This window comes from Luteimonas rhizosphaericola (assembly GCF_029888045.1).
Taxonomy (GTDB): Bacteria; Pseudomonadota; Gammaproteobacteria; order Xanthomonadales; family Xanthomonadaceae; genus Luteimonas; species Luteimonas rhizosphaericola.
Genome location: NZ_JARXRN010000016.1, coordinates 129,286 through 149,793, shown reverse-complemented (window position 1 = coordinate 149,793; position 20,508 = coordinate 129,286). Strand labels below are relative to the sequence as shown.

Annotated in this window: 14 protein-coding genes; 9 read left to right on the top strand and 5 right to left on the bottom strand. The window is 64.7% G+C overall.

Annotation, left to right across the window (positions count from 1 at the left end):
- Window positions 1-80: 80 nt before the first annotated feature.
- The 4 genes from QFW80_RS01925 to QFW80_RS01910 form a co-directional block, all read right to left on the bottom strand.
- Window positions 81-1,238, bottom strand: a complete 1,158-nt coding sequence (locus tag QFW80_RS01925) for an isovaleryl-CoA dehydrogenase (protein ID WP_280599352.1) — start codon at window positions 1,236-1,238, stop codon at window positions 81-83.
- A gap of 371 nt (window positions 1,239-1,609) precedes the next feature.
- Window positions 1,610-2,710, bottom strand: coding sequence for a Glu/Leu/Phe/Val dehydrogenase dimerization domain-containing protein (locus QFW80_RS01920; protein ID WP_280599351.1), 1,101 nt, complete (start codon window positions 2,708-2,710; stop codon window positions 1,610-1,612).
- A 308-nt stretch (window positions 2,711-3,018) separates the two neighbouring features.
- Window positions 3,019-4,197 (bottom strand): 2OG-Fe(II) oxygenase, encoded by a 1,179-nt coding sequence (locus tag QFW80_RS01915; RefSeq protein ID WP_280599350.1) that lies wholly within the window; start codon window positions 4,195-4,197, stop codon window positions 3,019-3,021.
- 91 nt (window positions 4,198-4,288) lie between these two features.
- Window positions 4,289-5,914 (bottom strand): phospholipase D family protein, encoded by a 1,626-nt coding sequence (locus QFW80_RS01910; RefSeq protein WP_280599349.1) that lies wholly within the window; start codon window positions 5,912-5,914, stop codon window positions 4,289-4,291.
- Window positions 5,915-6,357: 443 nt separating this feature from the next.
- Here QFW80_RS01910 and QFW80_RS01905 point away from each other — a divergent pair, with 443 nt between their 5' ends.
- The 3 genes from QFW80_RS01905 to QFW80_RS01895 all read left to right on the top strand — a co-directional run bounded on the left by QFW80_RS01905 (window position 6,358) and on the right by QFW80_RS01895 (window position 13,766).
- Complete coding sequence (locus QFW80_RS01905) at window positions 6,358-10,203, top strand: methylmalonyl-CoA mutase family protein (RefSeq protein ID WP_280599348.1); 3,846 nt, start codon at window positions 6,358-6,360, stop codon at window positions 10,201-10,203.
- A gap of 48 nt (window positions 10,204-10,251) precedes the next feature.
- A complete protein-coding gene (locus QFW80_RS01900) occupies window positions 10,252-12,741 on the top strand; it encodes a P-loop NTPase (protein ID WP_280599347.1) in 2,490 nt (829 codons plus the stop codon).
- Between the two features lie 266 nt (window positions 12,742-13,007).
- Complete coding sequence (locus tag QFW80_RS01895; RefSeq protein WP_280599346.1) at window positions 13,008-13,766, top strand: S1 family peptidase; 759 nt, start codon at window positions 13,008-13,010, stop codon at window positions 13,764-13,766.
- Between the two features lie 189 nt (window positions 13,767-13,955).
- Here the strand turns inward: QFW80_RS01895 and QFW80_RS01890 are convergent, their stop codons facing one another.
- On the bottom strand, window positions 13,956-14,666 hold the full coding sequence (locus tag QFW80_RS01890) for a hypothetical protein (protein ID WP_280599344.1): 711 nt from the start codon (window positions 14,664-14,666) through the stop codon (window positions 13,956-13,958).
- A 369-nt stretch (window positions 14,667-15,035) separates the two neighbouring features.
- Here QFW80_RS01890 and QFW80_RS01885 point away from each other — a divergent pair, with 369 nt between their 5' ends.
- The 6 genes from QFW80_RS01885 to QFW80_RS01860 all read left to right on the top strand — a co-directional run bounded on the left by QFW80_RS01885 (window position 15,036) and on the right by QFW80_RS01860 (window position 20,506).
- The gene (locus QFW80_RS01885) at window positions 15,036-15,503 is read left to right on the top strand and encodes a hypothetical protein (RefSeq protein ID WP_280599343.1); all 468 of its coding nucleotides are present in this window, start codon (window positions 15,036-15,038) and stop codon (window positions 15,501-15,503) included.
- 493 nt (window positions 15,504-15,996) lie between these two features.
- The gene (locus QFW80_RS01880; protein ID WP_280599342.1) at window positions 15,997-16,896 is read left to right on the top strand and encodes a PIN domain-containing protein; all 900 of its coding nucleotides are present in this window, start codon (window positions 15,997-15,999) and stop codon (window positions 16,894-16,896) included.
- A 66-nt stretch (window positions 16,897-16,962) separates the two neighbouring features.
- A complete protein-coding gene (locus QFW80_RS01875; RefSeq protein WP_280599341.1) occupies window positions 16,963-17,253 on the top strand; it encodes a hypothetical protein in 291 nt (96 codons plus the stop codon).
- A gap of 112 nt (window positions 17,254-17,365) precedes the next feature.
- A complete protein-coding gene (locus tag QFW80_RS01870) occupies window positions 17,366-18,031 on the top strand; it encodes a hypothetical protein (protein WP_280599340.1) in 666 nt (221 codons plus the stop codon).
- 740 nt (window positions 18,032-18,771) lie between these two features.
- The gene (locus QFW80_RS01865; protein WP_280599339.1) at window positions 18,772-19,269 is read left to right on the top strand and encodes a hypothetical protein; all 498 of its coding nucleotides are present in this window, start codon (window positions 18,772-18,774) and stop codon (window positions 19,267-19,269) included.
- 16 nt (window positions 19,270-19,285) lie between these two features.
- On the top strand, window positions 19,286-20,506 hold the full coding sequence (locus tag QFW80_RS01860; RefSeq protein ID WP_280599337.1) for a glycoside hydrolase family protein: 1,221 nt from the start codon (window positions 19,286-19,288) through the stop codon (window positions 20,504-20,506).
- Window positions 20,507-20,508: the final 2 nt, after the last annotated feature.

The window sequence follows — 20,508 nt, the reverse complement described above, 5'->3', positions numbered from 1 at the left end:
CGGCAGTCGCTGCGCTCCGGATGACCGGAGGATCAAAATGCCGGTCCTGCGACCGTGCCCAGGCGCCGCGCTGCGACCGGTCAGTGATTCCCGGCGAACAGTTCGCGCCCGATCAGCATGCGCCGGATCTCGTTGGTGCCGGCGCCGATCGCGTAGAGCTTGGCGTCGCGCAGGATCCGCCCGGTGGCGTATTCGTTGATGTAGCCGTTGCCGCCCAGCGCCTGGATCGCCTCCAGCGCCACCTGCACCGCGGCCTCGCTCGCGTGCAGCAGGCAGCTGGCGGCATCGATGCGCGAGCGGTGGCCGCCGTCGTAGTCGCGCGCCACCTGGTAGGCGAACGCGCGCGACGACTGCAGCTGGGTGTACATGTCGGCGATCTTGGCCTGCATGATGCCGAAGCTGCCGATCGGCTGGCCGAACTGGCGCCGGTCGCGCACGTAGGGCAGGGCGAGGTCGAGCGCGGACTGCATCAGCCCCAGCGGCCCGCCGGTGAGGACCAGGCGCTCGGTGTTGAGCCCGCTCATCAGCACCTTGACGCCGTTGTTGACCTCGCCCAATACGTTCTCCGCGGGGATCTCGCAGTCCTTGAACACCAGCTCGCAGGTGTTGGAGCCGCGCATGCCGAGCTTGTCGAGCTTCTGCGCGGTCGAGAAGCCCTTGAAGCCCTTCTCGACGATGAAGGCGGTCATGCACTTGCTGCCCAGTTCGCGGCTGGCGGTGCGCATGTAGACCACCAGCACGTCGGCCTCGGGGCCGTTGGTGATCCACATCTTGTTGCCGTTGGCGATCCAGGTGTCGCCCTTGAGTTCGGCGCGGCAGGCCATCGAGCCGACCACGTCCGAGCCGGCGCCCGGCTCGCTCATCGCCAGCGCGCCCTTCCACTCGCCGCTGCACAGCTTCGGTAGGTACTTCTCGCGCTGCGCCTGGTTGCCGTTGGCGTACAGGTTGGACACGCACAGGTTCGAATGCGCGCCGTAGCTCAGGCCCACCGAGCCGGACGCGCGCGAGATCTCCTCCATCGCCACCAGGTGGGCGAGATAGCCCATCTCGCTGCCGCCGAACTCGCCCGGCACGGTCATGCCCAGCAGGCCCAGTTCGCCGAGCTTGGCCCACAGCTCCTGCGGGAAGGCGTTGTTCTCGTCGATCGCGGCCGCACGCGGCGCGATTTCCGCATCGGCGAAGCGGCGCACCGCCTCGCGCAGGCTGTCGATGTCCTCGCCGAGGGGGAAGGTCCGCATGCCGTGCTCCGTCGTGGTTGGTTTCACATGCTACAACGCGCCGCCGGGTTCCCATGCGCGTCGTCCGGGCACACGTCGCCCACGTAGCCCGGATAAGGCCGAAGGCCGCATCCGGGGTCGGGGTGTGCGGAGCGACGTGATCCGCGTTGCCTGGGGACGCCTCGCGGCGCCCCGGGTGCGCTTCGCTTACCCGGGCTACGACGTCAGCCCATGCGTAGCCCGGATAAGGCCGAAGGCCGCATCCGGGGACCCGAGGTCCGTCCGCATCCGGGCGCAACGATCGCAGCGCGTGGCACGTCTGGCGACACCCCGGGTGCGCTTCGCTTACCCGGGCTACGCGGAGACGCACGCCCGGGCCGATGGCCGACGCGTCAGGTCCCGCGCACGCGGCCCTGGAAACGCGGGGTGTTGCGGCCCATGGGCAGCTTGAGCTTGCCGATGGTCTGGATGCGTTCCTCGGCCAGGCGGTCGGCGGCGACATAGGTCGGAATGCCGTCGCGTTCGGCGATCTCGAAGATGCGCGTGAGGTTGTGGTAGATCGTGCGCATCATGCGCATCGCGCGTTCGCGGTTGTAGCCGTCGATCTCCAGCGAGATGTTCATCACCCCGCCCGCGTTCACCGCGTAGTCCGGCGCGTACAGGATGCCGCGCTTGGCCACCTCGTCGCCGATCGCGTTGTTGGCCAGCTGGTTGTTGGCCGCGCCGCAGATCACCTTCGCCTTCAGCCGCGGCAGGGTGGATTCGTTGACCGTGCCGCCCAGCGCGCAGGGCGAGTACACGTCGGCGTCGACGTCGTAGATCTCGTCCAGGCCCACCGCTTCGGCGCCCAGCTCGCTCACCGCGCGCTCCACCAGCGCCTTGTTGATGTCGGTGACGAAGATCTTCGCGCCGCGTTCCTTCAGCAGCTTGGCGAACTCCATGCCCACGTGGCCCAGGCCCTGCACCGCGTAGGTGTACTTGCCGATCTCCTCGTCGCCGAACTTGCGGTTCAGCGCCGCCATCAGGCCCTGCAGAGTGCCGTAGGCGGTGAACGGCGAAGGGTCGCCCGAGCCGCCATGCACCTGGTGCACGCCGGTGACGAACTGCGTCTCGCGGTAGACGTATTCCATGTCGTTGACGTCGATGCCGACGTCCTCGGCGGTGATGTAGCGCCCGCCCTGCGAGTCGACGAACTGGCCGAACGCGCGGAACAGCGCCTCGGACTTGTCCTTGGCCGGATCGCCGATGATCACCGCCTTGCCGCCGCCCAGGTTCAGCCCGGCCACCGCGTTCTTGTAGGTCATACCGCGCGACAGGCGCAGCACGTCGTCGAGCGCGTCCTGTTCGGTCTTGTACGGCCACATCCGGGTGCCGCCCAGGGCAGGGCCGAGCACGGTGTTATGGATGGCGATGATCGCCTTCAGGCCCACGTCCGGGTTGTGGCAGAACACGACCTGTTCGTGGCCGTAGGTCCCAAGCTGTTCGAAAATCATGGATAAAACTCCATCGCGGGGCGCCGCGGGAATGCCGCGCGGGGCCTCTGGTCAGGTGGCAAGTGATTGATTCTGCTGGGCAGTCAGCCCGCAGGCGGGCGAGGGTGGCGTGACAGGCGCGGCATTCTACGCCCCTTGTCCGCCAATTGCCCGTGGCTGGCGCGCGTCTCGCCGTTACCCGCCCGGGCTCCAGCGACCGGACCCGGCGACGGTCGCCATGGCAAGGCAGGCCATGCGTATCGCCCAGCGCCGCTCCGTTGTTTGCGAGGTGGCGCTCGTACCTCTTCGGCGCGCGACCGCGACGGCGCCTAGAAGTCCCGATAGCGGCGCTGCCGCAGCCACAGTGTCGCCAGCCATTTCACGCCGCGTCGCACCGGGTTGCCTGCATGCAGCGATTCGGGGTCCGGGGTACCGTCGGCGAGCAGGTTGTCGAACACCACCGCCGTACCGGCGCGGGGTGCGATCTCGACGCCCGCGACCGGAAACACCGTCTCGCCGCCGTCCTCCACGTCATTGAGGTAGACGCAGATCGTGCGGGCGCGATTGCCCGCCTGCGACCGGTCGCGCGCGATCGTGGCCGACGGCAGATAGTCGCGATGCGGGCGGTATTCCTGGCCCGGCTCGTAGCGCAGCACGATCAGGCGTTCGGCGTCCACCAGCTCGGCGCCCGCAGCCCGGGCGATGCGCCACTGCACGCATCGCAGCGCGAAATCCTCCGCCACAGGATCGAAGCTCGCATCGCTGCTGGTGCGGAGCGGCATGGCGGCGGGCCGGCCCGTCGCCGGATCCACGGTGCGCGACGCGCGCAGGTACGGCTGCGCGGAGGCCATCAGCAGGCGGCATTCGTCGCGCGAGAGCAGGCCCTCGATCACGGCGATCGCAGGCCGCGTGGACAGCATGCTTCGCGGCATCGGGCGCGTTTCCGCCGCGAACGCCAATTGCCTGGGCGGAGCCGGCGCTTCGAAGGGCGGAAGCGCTGAGCAGGCGGGCAACGGCGGGATCCCGTGTGCCGCCAGCTGACCGCGCAGCGCCGCAGCAGCGACCGGATCGGCTGCCGTGCCTTCGCCATTGGCCAGGCGTTCGGCCAGCAAGGCGGCGGCCGTCGCATGGCCGGCGTTCGCCGCGTCGCCGAGCATCCGCAGACACAGCGCCTGGTCGCCCGGATCGGACTTGCGCCCGAAATGGATCGCGGCGGCGAGCAGGGCGGGTGCATGCCGCGCCTCGACCGCTGCGCGCAGCCGGGCATCGATACTGCCGTCGCGCGTTAGCGCGATCCCGCCCAGCGCGATCGATGCCAGCAGGCACCCGGCGCCGGCATCGCCGGCCGATTCGGCCAGCCTCAGTTCCTCGATGGCGGCCGCTGGATCCGCCGGGCCGAGCATTCCGAACAGCCACAGGCGCGCCTGCTGCACGCGTGCCTGCACGTGTCCGGCGTCAGCAGCCCGCGCGTACAGGGGCGCGGCGTCTTCCAGCCGAGAGGCGGCCATCAGCGCCTCCGCGCGCAGGAACAGCGCGTCCGCCTCCCGGGATGCGGACGGACCGGCGGCCGGACCACGCGTGGCGTCCAAGTCGACCACGTTACAGCTGCGATTCCACCGGCAGCCAGCCGATCACGCGCGCCAGGGCGCGTTGCCACCACGAGGTTTCCGGTTCGTGTTCGAGGACCACCGGCGGATCGGCGGCGCGGTCGAGCCAGCGCAGGCGGTCCTCGCTGTCCAGGTACACCCAGTAGCTGTGGTCGGGGCCGGAGAGGCGCTGGTATTCCTCGCGCAGCGCGATCGCCAGCGCGGGTTCGTCGAACAGCACGCCCATCTCGGTGTTGAGCATGATCGAGCGCGGGTCGATGTTGAACGAGCCGATGAAGCCGTAGCGGTCGTCCACCACGAAGGCCTTGGTGTGCAGGCTGGCGCCGCTGCTGCCGAACAGGCTCGAGCCGCCGTCCAGCGCCTGCGGCCGCATCTCGTACAGCGCCACGCCGGTCTTGAGCAGGGCCTTGCGGTAGTTGGCGTAGCCGCCGTGCACGGCCAGCACGTCGTTGGCCGCCAGCGAATTGGTGATCACGCCCACGTGCGCGCCGCGCGTGCGCACCAGCGACGCGAAGCCGGTGACGCCCTCGTTGCCGGGCACGAAATAGGGCGAGATGAGCAGCGCCTTGCGCTCGGTCTTGCGCAGGGTGTCCATCAGGTGCGACACCAGCCCCTCGGTGCGGGTGCTGGATTTCCACTTCACCGGCGGGTCGGACAGCACGCGGATCCGGTCGGTCCAGAACGGCGTCAGCTCCTGCGCGAAATACGCGCGCACGCTCGGCGCCATGTCCACCTGGCGCAGGTAGCGCTGCGCCAGTTCGCCGCGGGCCTCTTCCTTGATCGCCTCCAGTTCGGTTTCCAGCGTGCGCTTGGGCTTGCGGTTGAGCTGCGCGATCGGCACCACCGCCTCGCTGTTCCAGAACTCGTCGAAGATCGCGCTCGCCTCGCGCACGGCCGGGCCGAACAGCAGCACGTCCAGGTCGAGGAAGTTGGTCTCCTCGTGCGCGCCGAAGTATTCAAGCCCGACGTTGCGCCCGCCGACCACCGCCGCCTGGCCGTCGGCGATCCAGGCCTTGTTGTGCATGCGGTAGGTGACGCTGAACATGCGTTGCACCATCTCCAGCACCCGCGCGATGCCGTCGCGGTTGCGGAACGGGTTGTAGACGCGGATCTCGATGTTCGCGTGCGAATCCAGCGCCAGCAGCGCCGCGTCCATGCCCGAGATGCTGATGTCGTCCAGCAGCAGGCGCACGCGCACGCCGCGCTCGGCCGCCTTCCACGCCTCGTACATCAGCAGGTGGCCGGTGAGGTCGTCGTGCCAGATGTAGTACTGCAGGTCCAGGCTGCGCCCGGCCTGGCGCGCGGAGATCGCACGCGCGGCGAACGCGTCCAGCCCGTCGGGCAGCATGATGGTGCCGGTCTTGCCCGGGTTGCGCGCCAGCAGCGGCGCGAGCTCGCGGTCGAGCGCGGTCTGCCCGGGCACGATCTCCAGCGCATGGCTCGGCGCTCCGGTGGCGGGCGGCATCAGATGGTCGGCCAGCAGGATGCCGCTCAGCACCAGCATCGCCAGTGAGAACACGCCCCAGGCCAGGATTCGCGGCAGCCGCTCGCGCACGGTGGGCGGCGTGCGCCCGGGGGGCGGGGACGAAGTGGGGTGCGGCGAGGTGCGTCGGCTCATGCCGACCAGTGTGGCATGCGCCCTCGTAGCCCGGGTAAGCGAAGCGCACCCGGGGTCGCGTCGGCCGGACGGCACCATTCGCGGGCGGCCTGGTCCGCGCACAAGGATGTGACCGGGTGTCGTCACACGGATGCGATCCGGTCCCGCCACCCCGGATGCGGCCTTTGGCCTTATCCGGGCTACGCAGTCCACGTCGCCCGTAGCCCGGGTAAGCGAAGCGCACCCGGGGTCGCGTCGTCATCGGCACCGTTCGCGTGGCGGCCTGGTCTCACGCGTCCCTATGGAACCGGCTCCCGTCGTCCGGATGCGATCCGGTCCCGCACCCCGGATGCGGCCTGCGGCCTTATCCGGGCTACGCACACCTGGTGCGACACCCCCGCAAACCGGCCCAAATCCGCCCCGCGCTACAATCGGTTCCAACTGAAATCAAGCCGGAATGCGCCATGGCCACGCCCGCCGATCGCCTCCCTGAGTCCTCCGCCGAGACCACGCCGCAAGCCACCCCGCTGCGCTTCGTCACCGCCGCGTCGCTGTTCGACGGCCACGACGCCGCCATCAACATCATGCGCCGGCTGATCCAGGCCCAGGGCGCGGAGGTGATCCACCTCGGCCACAACCGCAGCGTCGAGGACGTGGTGCGCGCCGCGCTGCAGGAGGACGCCGACGCCATCGCCCTGTCCAGCTACCAGGGCGGCCACGTCGAATACTTCAAGTACATGGTCGACATGCTGCGCGAGCGCGGCGCGGCCCACATCCGCGTGTTCGGCGGCGGCGGCGGCACGATCACGCCCGAGGAGATCCGCGAACTGGAAGCCTACGGCGTCGAGCGCATCTACCACCCCAACGACGGCATGAAGATGGGCCTGGTGGAGATGATCGAGGACGTGGTGCGCCGCACCGCCGAAAACCGGGGTCAGAGCCGACTTTCGACGGATGCCTCGAAGACGGGCGGTGCCGTGGGGAAAGTCGACTCCGACCCCGGTATCGACCCCGGTTTCGCCGCCACCGACGAAATCGCCATCGGCCGCCTGCTCTCCGCGATCGAGGACGGCACGCTTCCCGAATCCGAACTCGCCACCCTGCGCAAGGCCTGGCACCTGGCCGGCGGCCGCACGCCCGTCATCGGCATCACCGGCACCGGCGGCGCGGGCAAGTCCAGCGTCACCGACGAACTGCTCAACCGCTTCCTCGCCAGCTTCGCGCAGATGCGCATCGCGGTGATCAGCGTCGACCCGACCCGCCGCCGCAGCGGCGGCGCGCTGCTGGGCGACCGCATCCGCATGAACTCGCTGCGTTCCCACCGCGTGTACATGCGCTCGATGGCCACCCGCCGCCAGCACGTGGCCACCAACGCCGTGCTGCGCGACTGCATCGCCGCGCTGCGCGGGCAGGGCTTCGACCTGGTGATCGTGGAAACCGCCGGCATCGGCCAGAGCGATTCGGAGATCGTGGACCTGGTGGATTTTCCCGTCTACGTGATGACCAGCGACTACGGCGCCGCCAGCCAGCTGGAAAAGATCGACATGATCGATTTCGCCGAGCTCATCGTGCTCAACAAGTACGACCGCCGCGGCGCCGAGGACGCCCTGCGCGACGTGCGCAAGCAGTGGAAGCGCAACCGCGTCGCGTTCCAGACCGCGGACGAGGATGTGCCGGTGTACCCCACCATCGCCAGCCAGTTCAACGACCCCGGCGTGAGCTGGATGTTCGTCAACCTGTGCCGGCTGATGCGGGAGAAAAACGAAAACCGGGGTCAGGGTCGACTTTCCCCGGAACACGACACGTCCGGGGGTACCGAGCGGAAGGTCGACTCCGACCCCGGGTTTGCGTCCCCCCGCTGCGACTTCCGCCCCAACCTCGACACCACGCTCAAGGAACCCCGCGCCACCGTCCTGATCCCCGGCGCGCGCGTGCGCTACCTGGCCGAGATCGCCGAGCAGGGCAGGGCCATCAACGCCTCCATCGAGAAGCAGGCCGAAGCCGCCGACCGCGCGCAGTCCTTCTGGCAGTCATTGAAGGAACTCGAGGATCCGAAGCTTCCGAAGGCCCTCGAGCTCTACGACACCACCGACGTCGTCCCCGCGAAGGCGGCGAACCATGAGCGTCCAGCTGTCCCCACCGACGTCGTCCCCGCGAAGGCGGCGACCCATGAGCGTCCAGCTGCCCCCACCGACGTCGTCCCCGCGAAGGCGGGGACCCATGGACGTTCGGGCGATGACACCGCAACGTCCATGGATGCCCGCCTGCGCGGGCATGACGAGCTTTCCCCCGACCGCACCCTGCTCACCCTCCGCCAGCGCTACAACGACGCCCTCCAGTCCCTCACCAGCGACAGCCTGCGACTGCTGCGCGAATGGCCCGCGCGCCTGAAGGCCATCACCGACGACACCACCGAATACCACGTCCGCGGCAAGGCCATCGAAGTCCAGAACTACCGCGAATCCCTCAGTCACCAGAAGATCCCCAAGATCGCCGCCCCAAGCTACAAGAGCTGGGGCGAACTGCTCACCTTCCTGGCTAAGGAGAACCTGCCCGGCAGCTACCCCTACACCGGCGGCGTCTACCCCTATCGCCGCACCGGCGAAGACCCCATCCGCATGTTCGCCGGCGAAGGCACGCCCGAGCGCACCAATCGCCGCTTCCACTACCTCAGCGCCGGCCAGCCCGCCGCGCGCCTGTCCACCGCCTTCGACAGCGTGACCCTCTACGGCGAAGACCCGGCCGAGCGCCCCGACATCTTCGGCAAGATCGGCAACTCCGGCGTCAACATCCCCACGCTGGACGACATGAAGAAGCTCTACTCCGGCTTCGACCTGTGCGCGCCCACCACCAGCGTGTCGATGACCATCAACGGCCCGGCGCCGATCATCCTCGCCCTGTTCATGAACACCGCCATCGACCAGCAGGTGGAGAAATACCTCAAGGCCGACGACGCCCGCTGGCAGGACGCCCAGCGCAAGATCGACGCCTTCTTCGAGGGCCGCGAACGCCCCCGCTACCACGGCGACCTCCCCAAGGGCAGCGACGGGCTGGGCCTGGCCTTCCTCGGCATGACCGGCGACCAGCTGGTGGACGCCGACACCTACGCCCGCATCAAGGCCGAAACGCTCGCCACCGTGCGCGGCACCGTCCAGGCCGACATCCTGAAAGAGGACCAGGCCCAGAACACCTGCATCTTCAGCACCGAGTTCGCCCTGCGCATGATGGGTGACATCCAGCAGTACTTCGTCGACCACAAGGTCCGCAACTTCTACTCGGTGTCCATCTCCGGCTACCACATCGCCGAGGCCGGGGCGAACCCGATCAGCCAGCTCGCCTTCACCCTGAGCAACGGCTTCACCATCGTCGAGTACTACCTGGCGCGCGGCATGAAGATCGACGACTTCGCGCCCAACCTGAGCTTCTTCTTCTCCAACGGCATGGACCCGGAGTACACCGTCATCGGCCGCGTGGCCCGCCGCATCTGGGCGCGCGCCATGCGCGAGCGCTACGGCGCCAACGAACGGTCCCAGATGATGAAGTACCACATCCAGACCAGCGGCCGCAGCCTGCACGCGCAGGAGATCCAGTTCAACGACATCCGCACCACGCTGCAGGCCCTGTACGCCCTGTTCGACAACTGCAACAGCCTGCACACCAACGCCTTCGACGAGGCCATCACCACGCCCACCGAAGACAGCGTGCGCCGCGCCGTGGCCATCCAGATGATCATCAACAAGGAGCTGGGGCTGAACTTCTGCGAGAACCCCTGGCAGGGCAGCTTCATCGTCGACCAGCTGACCGACCTGGTGGAAGAGGCCGTCTACAAGGAGTTCGAAGCCATCAGCGAGCGCGGCGGCGTCCTGGGCGCCATGGACACCATGTACCAGCGCGGCAAGATCCAGGAAGAGTCGCTGTACTACGAGCACAAGAAGCACGACGGCAGCCTGCCCCTGGTGGGCGTGAACACCTTCCTGCCCAAGGAGCACGCGGGCGAGGTGGCCACCGAGATCGAGCTGATCCGCTCGACCGAAGCCGAGAAGGGCCAGCAGATCGCTAACGTGCGCGGCTGGCAGGCCAACCGCAACCGCCTGGCCCCGGAAGGCGAGACTTCCCACGCCCATGTGGTTGAGGATGAAACCGTCGCCGGCGAGGTGCACGACGGCCACGGCCTGGCGTATCTTCAGGACACGGCGCGGCGGCGGGGGAACGTCTTCGCGGCGCTGGTGGAGGCGGTGAAGACCCACTCATTGGGGCAGATCAGTCATGCCTTGTATGAGGTGGGGGGGGAGTATCGGAGGAATATGTGAGAAGAGCTTGGCCTGGGTGCAGATATAACACCATCAAGGATAATCAGTGTGCTAACACAGTCGGATTTGGATGTCATATCGGAGACCTTGGCGCCGCTCGTGCGCTCTGCGGAAATCTCTTTGCTGCTCGGCTCAGGATTCTCTATTGGGAATAAGTCAATCCAAGGAGAGGTTCCGGGTAGCGATGCTCTAAAGATGGCTATCCTGGAGAAATGTGGGAAGCAAGCCGGCGCGAGAACAACATTGAAGGACGCCTATGTACTTGGCGACCGCGAAATTCCCGATTTCGGAGAGTTCTTGCGCAGCCTATTTACGGTAGAAAGCGTACCGACTTGGCAGCAAAGAATATTTGCCTATGCTTGGCGCAGAATCTACACAACCAATATTGACAATGTTCTAGAGGTCGCGTGCAAGCAGCAGCAACGCCTTGGCAGGCTTGGAGCAGACTTCAATTTTTTTAATTACTTAGACGCGAGCTTGTCGAGCGAATCTATCGGGTCGGTGCCCGTAGTAAGTATCCACGGATCATGTAGCCGACTGGGTGATGGGTTTATTTTCTCCAGCTTGGAGTACGCGATGGCGACCGCCAAAGTTCACGATTGGCATCGTGATCTCGCGGCTCGCGCATTGACCGGTGGTCTATTGGTAGTGGGCAACCAGCTAGAAGAAAGTGATCTAGATGCGTATATCGCAGACCGCTCAATTACCTACGGTCAAGATGACGCCCCGCGGAACTGGTTAGTTACTCCTGATCCAGACCCAATAAAGCTAGAGAACTATAGAGCTGCGGGTTACCACGTCTTCGATGCAACCGCAGAAGAGTTCTTCCTTGCGTTATATTCTGCCGCCGAACCAAAGACGATGGCGGATATTGTTCTCGAAACTATTCCTTCAGTAGCTGGAGCGGTCCGTAGCCAGAGGGCGATGACCTGGTTTCGCACGGCTATGGATCCTGTCATTACCTCAATAGAACAGGCGCACGCAGAAAAGGGACTTCTTAGGCATTTTCTAACGGGTGATGAGCCAGAGTGGTTCTATATTGTCAACAATGCCTATGCGCCCACTTCTCGGGATACTGAGCTAACGAGAACGATCGGCGATTCGATGAATTCTAATGCCACCGGCGTAGGGGTGCTGCATGTAATTGGTCCCAGTGGCTCGGGGAAGACCACTTGCATTCGCGTTGCGCTTGAAAAGGTCGCGCGCAGCAATCCATACATCTATGAATTCAAGAATGGGGGTGCGATCGACCTTGACCTGCTAAGAGAAACAATATCTAGATTCACAGGTAAAAGTATATTTGTTTTCTACTCCGCACACGAGTTCTACTACGCGATTAGTTATATTTCCGATCATTTTGGTAAGAGTCAGACTCCTTTCTGCCTCTTCATCCTTGAAGATCGCGTAGGTGACTACAAAAGAAACCGCGCTCAATTGCGGCGCCCGACCGTCTCCTCGGTCTTTGAACTCGCAGAGCTATCAGTACCCGATGCCAAGTCGATAGCACAAAAGATAGAGGCGCATGGCTTGGTTTTCGATAACTTCTCCGACTTGCCTCTGGATAGGCGAGCAAAGCTCATCGTAGACAAAGAGCGCGGCTACGGCGGCGATCTGCTAACGACCCTATTCTCGCTTACAACCCACGAGAACTTCGAAGCCAAGATCTACCAAGACTACGTGTCCATAAGGAATGCCGCGGCGCTAGAAGCGTTGGAGGCCGTTTCGATCGTCAACGCCTTGGGATTTAATGTTCCCGTCCACTACGCCGCGGGATTCATTGATATATCGCAGTCTGCATTCCAGGAACTGGTCTCGAAGGAACTGGCGGGCGTTCTCGTGTACATGAAAGAAGGCGGCTATGTGCGCTGCAGGCACAAGATTATCGCGAAATACTATTTTGAGCAGTGTATATCTAAACAGGGATCCTCGTCATTAATCCTCAAGATCCTCCGGTTTCTTTCCCGGCAGTTTACTGTCGCAGATATTAGACACCACCCGCTGCCTTATCGAATATACAAAGAAATAGTGTCGTTTGAGTTCTTGTTCGGAAGTTATTTTGCGCAAGAGAGCAGGTTGACCAGTACTGAGATGGTCTATCACGAGGCGCAGAAACTTTTCGGTCGCGACGGAATTTTTTGGCTCCACTTCGGGCGATTCTATCGCAAGACCGATCGATTAGATGAGGCGATCGAGTGCTTTCGGACGGGACTTACTTACTTCGATTCTTTCCAAACGAATCATCAACTTGGCGTGGCGCTTCTAGAGCGCTACGCCAGCGAAGGTTTCATCGACAAGCAGGATTATGAGGAAGGGATTGAGATTCTAGAGGCCGAACGTGCGAGTAGAGCAACGGCGGATCCTTTCCCAACTGGCACCATGATTCACTGGCTGAGGAAGATTGTCGCGGGCGATCAAGACAACGAAGATGCAGCCAGCCGGTTGAAGAACGCTATCAGCTATGGAATGAAGCATTTTCAAGACGATCAATTTGTACGTGACCAGATTCGCGACTATTTTTCGATGAACGGGCGCGCTTAGGACGAAGAAATAGAAATAAGTATCGGGGACATTTCCTCTTAGCGCTGAAATTAGAGACAAGTACAAGGGACGAAATAGAGAGGCTAAAGGGGACGGAGGAAATTGAGTGCCCGCAGTCCTGTCCGCTCGTCGCAGCGGCAGTCGTCTCCGACATTACGTGCGCTTGAGCGTGATGCAGTCGCCGGGGGGGGCGGGGCGGGAGGAACGAGGTCAGGTTTACTCCTGACCGCACAAGCGCTGGTCGGGCGCGTATCGGAGACCTGGTGATGCAGGACAACTTCAGGCATTGGACGCGGCGAACTTTCTCCGACTACCGCGGTGCGGTGGCATACATCGCTTCCACGGACAACATCGGGGCCGAAGAGATCGGAACCGCGTTTCATGTAGGTGATGGGGTATTTGTCACGGCACGACATGTTGTGGAAGGAAGAGACATCAAAGAGGTGGGGTTTGACGATGACTCAAACATCTACCTTCGAAGCAAACAAGCAGCAAGGTCAAAGACCCTTACGCTTCCCAGCATCGGAATCACTAGTGGGCCGTTCTTCCACATTGACTCAAAGACCGACGTCGCGTGCTTCACTTTGAGCATCACGCCTGATGCATTCATCCCCCTTGGCGGGCACTTGGACGATTGGCTGGGTCAGTACGAACTCGTTCTCTACAGAACATTGGCGTTAGGGTATCCGCCTATTCCCCTTTCCAGTCGTCCCAACTTGTTCGCATCGAGCGGAGAGGTGAATGCCCTCGTCGAGCTCTACTCTGGTACCAGGCACCCCCATTTCTTGATATCGAGTATGGCTCGTGGTGGTTTCAGTGGCGGACCGGTAATGGTTGCGTATAACGAAGACAATGCAGATGGCGGTACCGCATTGCTAGGCTTAGTCACTCAGTCGCTAGTCAGGGATCACAGTTCAACGGAGACAGGGTATTTCGCCGTTCTGACGATTGAGCCGATATATGACTGCCTAAAGCAGCACGGCCTACTTCCAGCTTTTCAGAATTACGATCCCGACTATGAGTAAAGCGATAAAGGATAAAAGGGATAAAAGGGGACGGAGGGAATTAAATCCAGTTTCCGAAGAACGAGAGGAGGCAGAGGCGGCTGGCCCCGCGTCCGAACATCGAGGACGGAGCTGACCAGCCAAACGGGATGCAGCGAATGAGTTCCAGATCCCAGCGGTTGAATGGATGGACCGTCGTGGACAGGGGGGCTAGTGCAGATTATTTGCCTCCGGTTCCTTCCCTCGGTCGGACTCGATCCCACGACTCCTGCTGGCTCGATCGATCGCGGCTATCTTCGCTTCAAGTTCGGGCACATGTTCTTCCATCTTGGCCACCAGGTTGATGACACCGTCGGGATCTGGTGGCAGGTTGGCGCTCCGCCGCAGATCGTGCGCAATGCGCAGGGCCTTCAAGGCTAGCCGGCCGTACTCGGCTTGGCGATGCAGTACCGGGTACTCGAAATCGTTTAGAGCCTCCCAGCGTAAGCGTTCATTGACGATACGTTGAGCGGCGGGAAGTGCGAAGATCCGATCCAGTAGATTGACGGGAATGGTTCGCCAATTCACGTCGAGTGATAGCGGGTCTAGGGTCGGCGCAGTTTCAACGGGGCACAGTCGCCCCCGCTCATCGTCTTCTCCGGAGTCATAGGCAACGTCGACACAGCCGCTGGCATAGGTGTACAGCGCTGACGATACCTGGACGGCCAGGAAGTCGCGCTCATCCTCGCGACTGCGCTTGTTATGGAGGTGCGCTACTACGACCGGGATTACGGCGCCCAGCAGCGCACCGGCTAAGGACGCGCCCCCTGCGATCCACGCGATCCGCATGTCAGAGGCGGCCTCCTCTACCTCCGCTACGGCGGGCGCCGCGTTCGACACCGTGCTAGCAGCGGCTGTTAATAGGCCAATGATCAGATCCATACGCTCGGTTTCTCCCGTCGACTGGACACAGTTTATCCAGTGCGGACAAGTGTTCAGTACAAGAGTGGGCTCCGCCGAGAGCAAGAAAAGGGGGCGGGGCAATTGAGCCTCCATTCCGCTCGCCACGGCCTCGCGTCAAGCCATCCCTTGGGCCAACTGACTAAGGGGAGTGGCTCGGGCAATTATTCTCGCTGAGAGGTCGAGGACGTGGGACTGGGTGGAGCGCTCGACCGGTCCTACACAGCTTTCAGGTTTCCCTTACCGGCGCTTGTGCTAGTTTCCGACTCCAATCCCCACCGCCCCTTGCCACAGTGCACGGGCCCGGCGCACGCCGGGCACCCACTCACATGGAATGCAAAGGAGCCTGCCGTGACCCAGAACCTACTCTCGCTCACCCTGTCCGACGAGGACGTGGCCGCCGTCAACGCCGCGCTGTCCGACCTGGAATCCCGCCTGTCCGGCCTGCTGGCGCTGGACAACGCCACCCGCCGCCAGATCACCAAGATGGGCGACAAGTCCGAGGCCTTCGTGCGCCAGACCCTGACGGTGCTGGAGCAGAACCCCGACATCGTGCCGCCGGCGCTGGGCCTGCCCGAGGCCCAGGCCGACCTGGTGGCGATGGACCGCCTGCGCCCGGTGCTCAGCCGCCTGCAGCGCCTGACCGAGCGCGTGTCCGACTCGGAAATGGCGCTGGGCAGCGACCTGATGAACACCGCGCTGGAAGGCTACGGCCTGCTCAAGGTCTCCGGCCGCAACCGCGGCCTGGAAGGCGCCGCCGAAGCCCTGGGCGCCCGTTTCGCCCGGCGCGGCTCCCGCCCGAGCGCCGCGGCCGCGTAGTCATGTTTCGGCCCCGAGGGCGGGCAGGGCTCGCTCCTGGCAGCGCACCTCTTCCAAGGCCCCGTTCGCGGGGCCTTTTTGCTGGCCGGCCGCCCGGAACAGCCGGCGCGCCGCCCGAATCGGCCCGACGCCCGATCAAAGCTGCCGGCCAGCGGGCCGAATCGCTCGGCAGCCGGCCCAAATCAGCCTGCCGGCCGGGCATTGCGGCCCGTCGTCCGCCAGAAGAGGTCCGCCCGCCGGGCACTTCAGCCCGGTGACGGGCATCCGACGCCGGCGCGTCGAGATATTCGGGCGGCGCGCGGGCTGATTTGCCCGGCGGATGGACAAAGTTTGTCCATCCGGCCGCGGGTACCGTCCGTGAGCGCATCGGCGGGGCCGCCGTTGGAGGCTTCTCTGGGCGTACCGCCCTTGCGGTCACAAGTGCCGCGTTCCCGCCATCCATGCCCGGCGAAGCTCGGGTACAGTCACCCGGGGGCGAAAAGGGGGCCATGGATTGAGCCTGGACATCTTCCTGATCGATTTCGAGAACGTGCAGCCCACCGGCGTGGGGCGGCTGGTGCCCGGCGCGTGCCGGATCATGCTGTTCCTCGGCCAGAGCCAGAACAAGGTCTCGGTGGAGCTGACGCGGGCGCTGCAACCGTTCGGTACCGACGTGGACTACGTGAGCATCTCCGGCAACGGGCCGAACGCGGTCGACTTCCACATCGCGTTCTACATCGGCCACTTGGCCCAGAAGCATCCGGGAGCGAACTTCAACATCGTCTCCGGCGACACGGGCTTTGATCCGCTGGTGCGGCATCTGACCACCACGCTCAAGATCGCGTGCCGCCGGATCAAGGCGCTGCCCGCCCAGGCCGCTGGCAAGGTGGCGGCAGCGGTGCCCGCGGCGCCGGAGGTAACAGCGGTTGCAGGCAGGCAGGGCACAGCCTCGGCGTCGGTCCCGGCGGCCGCCGCCGCTTCATCCGTCCACGCGGCTGGCGGCAATGTGGTGGCGCTCAAGCTGCCGCCGGTCAGCCCGGTTCCGCAGGCCCCCGTGCCTGCGTCGTCGGCCCTGGTTGTCGCGCCAGCTGCGCCCGCGTCCGCCAAGCGCTCGACAAATGTCGAGGTCACCGTATTGCCCGAGTCAGAGTCGGCGCCCCAGCCGAAGCCGAAGCCGAAGCCGACTCCAAAGCCGGTCGCGGCAGACGTAGCCACGTTCACCGATCAGGTCGTCGAGCGCCTCAAGGGCCTCAAGCACGCCAAGCCGGCCACGCTCAAGACGCTGACGTCCTCGCTGACTGCGTGGGCCACGCCCGCACCCGGCGCGCGTGTCGTCCCGCAAGTGATCGCAAGCCTGAAAGACCGTAAGTTGATTTCGGTAGAAGGCACGAAGGTGTCGTATCGGCTCAAGTAATGTCGCGCGGGAGGCTCCCGCGGCGGTCCGCAGGGAGCCTCGGGACTACGAGATGCGAACTGGATGATGGAAGGACTTCTGGCGTTTTTCATCCTGATGACAGCCTTCTTCTGGCTGCTGCATCTGCTGATCCGCTTCAGGCTGTTCAGTCGGCTGTCCGACGTGCCGCCCGCATCGCGCCTGCTGGCCGAAACATCCGTATTCGACGCTTACGACTTTCTCTCCATCAAGATCCATCGGATTCGTGGCGGTATGCCGGCTGAGCATCGGCGTCTGATCCGCTGCTTCGCATACTCGGAATGGTTGGCTTGGCTGGGCGGGTTGCTCATGCTTGCGACGAGCGTCTCTTCACGCTGATTCCGTCCTATGTCTTCTGCGTCGCCGTAGAGTCGAGGGACGGGAGGCTTTTGCCGGGGTGCGAAGTAATGGAACGCGTCATGTCGGGTCCGTTTTGGAGAAGGGAGTGATGATGAAGCGCTACCTGTGTGTGCTGCTGCCGCTCGCACTGGCTGCGTGCGGGTCGCCAGATCGAGAACCACCCGCGCGTGAACCCCAGCGGGCGGGCCAACCCCTGAACCCGGTCGAGACGGCTGCACGGATCGCCGCCATCCGCGGCTCGGCGCTCGTGGGCGACCAGGAGGGGATTCGACGGAACATGGATGCGTTCAACGATGACTTCCGCCGCTCGATCAAGCTGGCCGACCCGGCCCGCAAGGTGGACCGCGAGGCGGCACGTGCGGCGATCCGCGGCGTCGAAGGCGTCAGGTCGGCCGCATGGATCGATCGCGAGAACCTCCTGGTGATCGTGTCCAGCAACGAGGCGCGAAGCTACCGCACCATCGACGGCATCTGCCTCGAACTTGAAGCGCTCGGCGACACGCTCGGTGTGGTGGTGAATCTGCAGAGCGGTGCCGCGACGAACGGGGATCAGCTCGAGATTCTCAGCCGCAACTGCCAGCTGGCACCAGGCGACCGGGCCTTCATGCAGCGACACCGGCAGGTCGACGTCATCGCGCCGGAGATCCGCGCCGAGCACAAACGGAATAACGTCCAGCCGCCCGCTGATCCCGAACAGCTGAAGCGCGACCAGGCTGAAGCGATGCGGATCCTCGAAGCGAGCACGCCCGAGATGTAAGCGGCGAGAGCGCGCGAAGACGAGCTAGCGGGCAGTCCGCCGGGCTATGACCCGCTTGTGCGGGCTTGAACCTGCAGCCCTGCGATCGGTGGTCGTATCGTGCGGCAGAAGAGTGCTTGTCGCGGATGGGCGCGCGATCTCATTCCGCCGCACGCGGCATGGACGGTACCCCTGCCGTCTGCTATACGAGAAGAGCAGCAAATCTATGGTCTTGCTGCTTGGCTAATTGGATAAGGAGATTCAAATGGACAGCTTGTCGAAGGCGTTTTTTGGAACACTCGTGTTGATCGCAGGGCTCGCAATGAGCTCGGAAGCGAAAGCGGTTGTGCCGCCAGTCCCTTGTACTGCAAGTAACGCTGGGCAGGCCTACGTCACGTACAACCCGAACTGGATCGTCACGTGGGAATGCGTTCCGCCTTCCGGATGGTTGGTGGTGACTCGTTGCACGCCCGAAGGATTCTGCGAGTAGCCTGTTTGCGCAGCGGCTTCTGTGGTCCTTCGCAGAGGCCATCTGGTCCGTCCGGTTGACGGGAGCGCCGGTTGGTCACCTGGTGATCGGCCGGCGTCTCGATGGCATTGATCAGGTGCCACGGCGCCAGGCACCGCGCCAGTTTGGAGGAAAAGGTGAAGAGGGGTCAGGTTGCTGGCCCCATTCCTGATGTCTGGCCCCATTTGTCCGGGTTGCAATCAAGATGAACTCTGGCACGCTACCCCCAGTCTAGGCGCAGGGAGCGCAAGCGATGGGATGGAACCTGGTCAGCGCAGCCTGCTTCGTCCTTGTCCTGGCGGGAGCCGGCTGCGCCGGAACGGCGCATCGCGATGCAACCACCGCGACGCCGGAGCATGCCGATTTCAATGGCACCTGGTCCACGCAGTGGTGCGATCGCACGCGCCCCGATCTCGACTGCGGTGGCTTCCGGGTCAGGCTCGTCCAGACGGGCGACACGCTCTGCGGCGACTTCAGCGGCGCCCTCGTGAACCTGCGGCAGGTCGACGAGGGCGAGCTCAGCGGCCGGGTCGAGAATGGCGTCGCGCTCCTGGACGTGCGCAGCGGCCGCAACGATTCGGTCGTCCGGGTTCGCGTCACGCGGGTCGGGGCGAATCTCCACTGGAAGGACGAGGGCACGGTGGGGGAGGGTGGATCCGACATCTCCATCATCGCGCTGGACGATGTGCTCGAGCCCGATTCCGGCCGCCGGCAGGGAACGCCGAAGGCGTGCATGACGCCGCCTTCGTGAACCGGAGTGACTCGACATGGACGTCAGGGAACTGGAGCGGGCGGAGTACGAGCGCAAGCTGCGGACGGTGATCGCCGGCACCGAAGGCCTGCATGCGCAGGTGCAGGACGTGGGCGACGGGCGTGCCACGATCGGCTGGGGCTACACCCTCAACCGGAACAACAACGTCGAGATCTGGACGCGGTCGGGCATCGAACTCACGCCCGCGCAGCGCGCCACGCTGGAGCGCGTGGACCAGGCGCCGAGAGGCGACAAGACGCGGATCGGCCTCGGCTTCGACAGGACCCTGACCGAAGCGGAGTCCGACCGGCTGTTCGTCGCATCCCTGCAGGAGTATGAAGGCCCCGCCATCTCAGCCGGCTTGCCGCTCTCGGATGAACGCGTCGCCCTGGTCTCGGTGACCTACAACCGCGGTGTCGGCGCGCTGCGCAACCACCCTGTGGTCGATGCGCTTCGTGACCAGGATCGCGCCGAGGCGTGGTACCAGCTGCGGTACAACTGCTGGGGATCCAACGAGGACGTGGAGGGCGGCCTGCGCAAGCGACGGTTCGCGGAATCGGAGATCCTGGGCCTCTACGACGACCCGGCGAACGTTGGCGTACGGGAAGCAGCGGACGTCTACGCGATGTACCGGACGCACCGGCTGGACATCGATCGCGTGGAGCGCGCCTTCGGCGTGGCGACCGACGGGACGCGGGCGCGCCCCGACCGGATCGCGCAAGCCAACCGCGACTACCCCGAGATCGTTGCCGAGTACGGCAACGTCCGCACGCTTGAGGATTCGCTCGCGCCCGCACGCACCGTCCTGCTCGAGCACCTGCGCGAGCGGTATCCCGGGCAGGCACAGGCGTTCACCACCGACGCATTCGATGCCGGCGAGATCGATCTGCAACGATTCGCGGTGGACGTGGATGGGCGAACGCGAGACGGCGAGCCGCCTGCGCGGCACCCCGCCGACAGGACCGGCGGGCATGCCGGAACCGCTGAACGTCACGGCGCCGCGGGGCCAGATGCCGGTCGTTTCGCGGACCCCGACCTCAACCGGCTCGCCTCCGCGCTCGCGGCAGGCGACGCAGCGGCTGCAGACCGCATGCTGATGGGGCTGCTGGACGCTCCGCGCGGCGTCGAATTCCTGGAGAGTGGTCGACAGCGCCTTGAGTCGCAGGAGTCTCCCGATCGCGAACTGCAGCAGTCGCGCCCAGGTGACGAGGCGCGCGAGGCTCTGGCTAGAGTCTGACT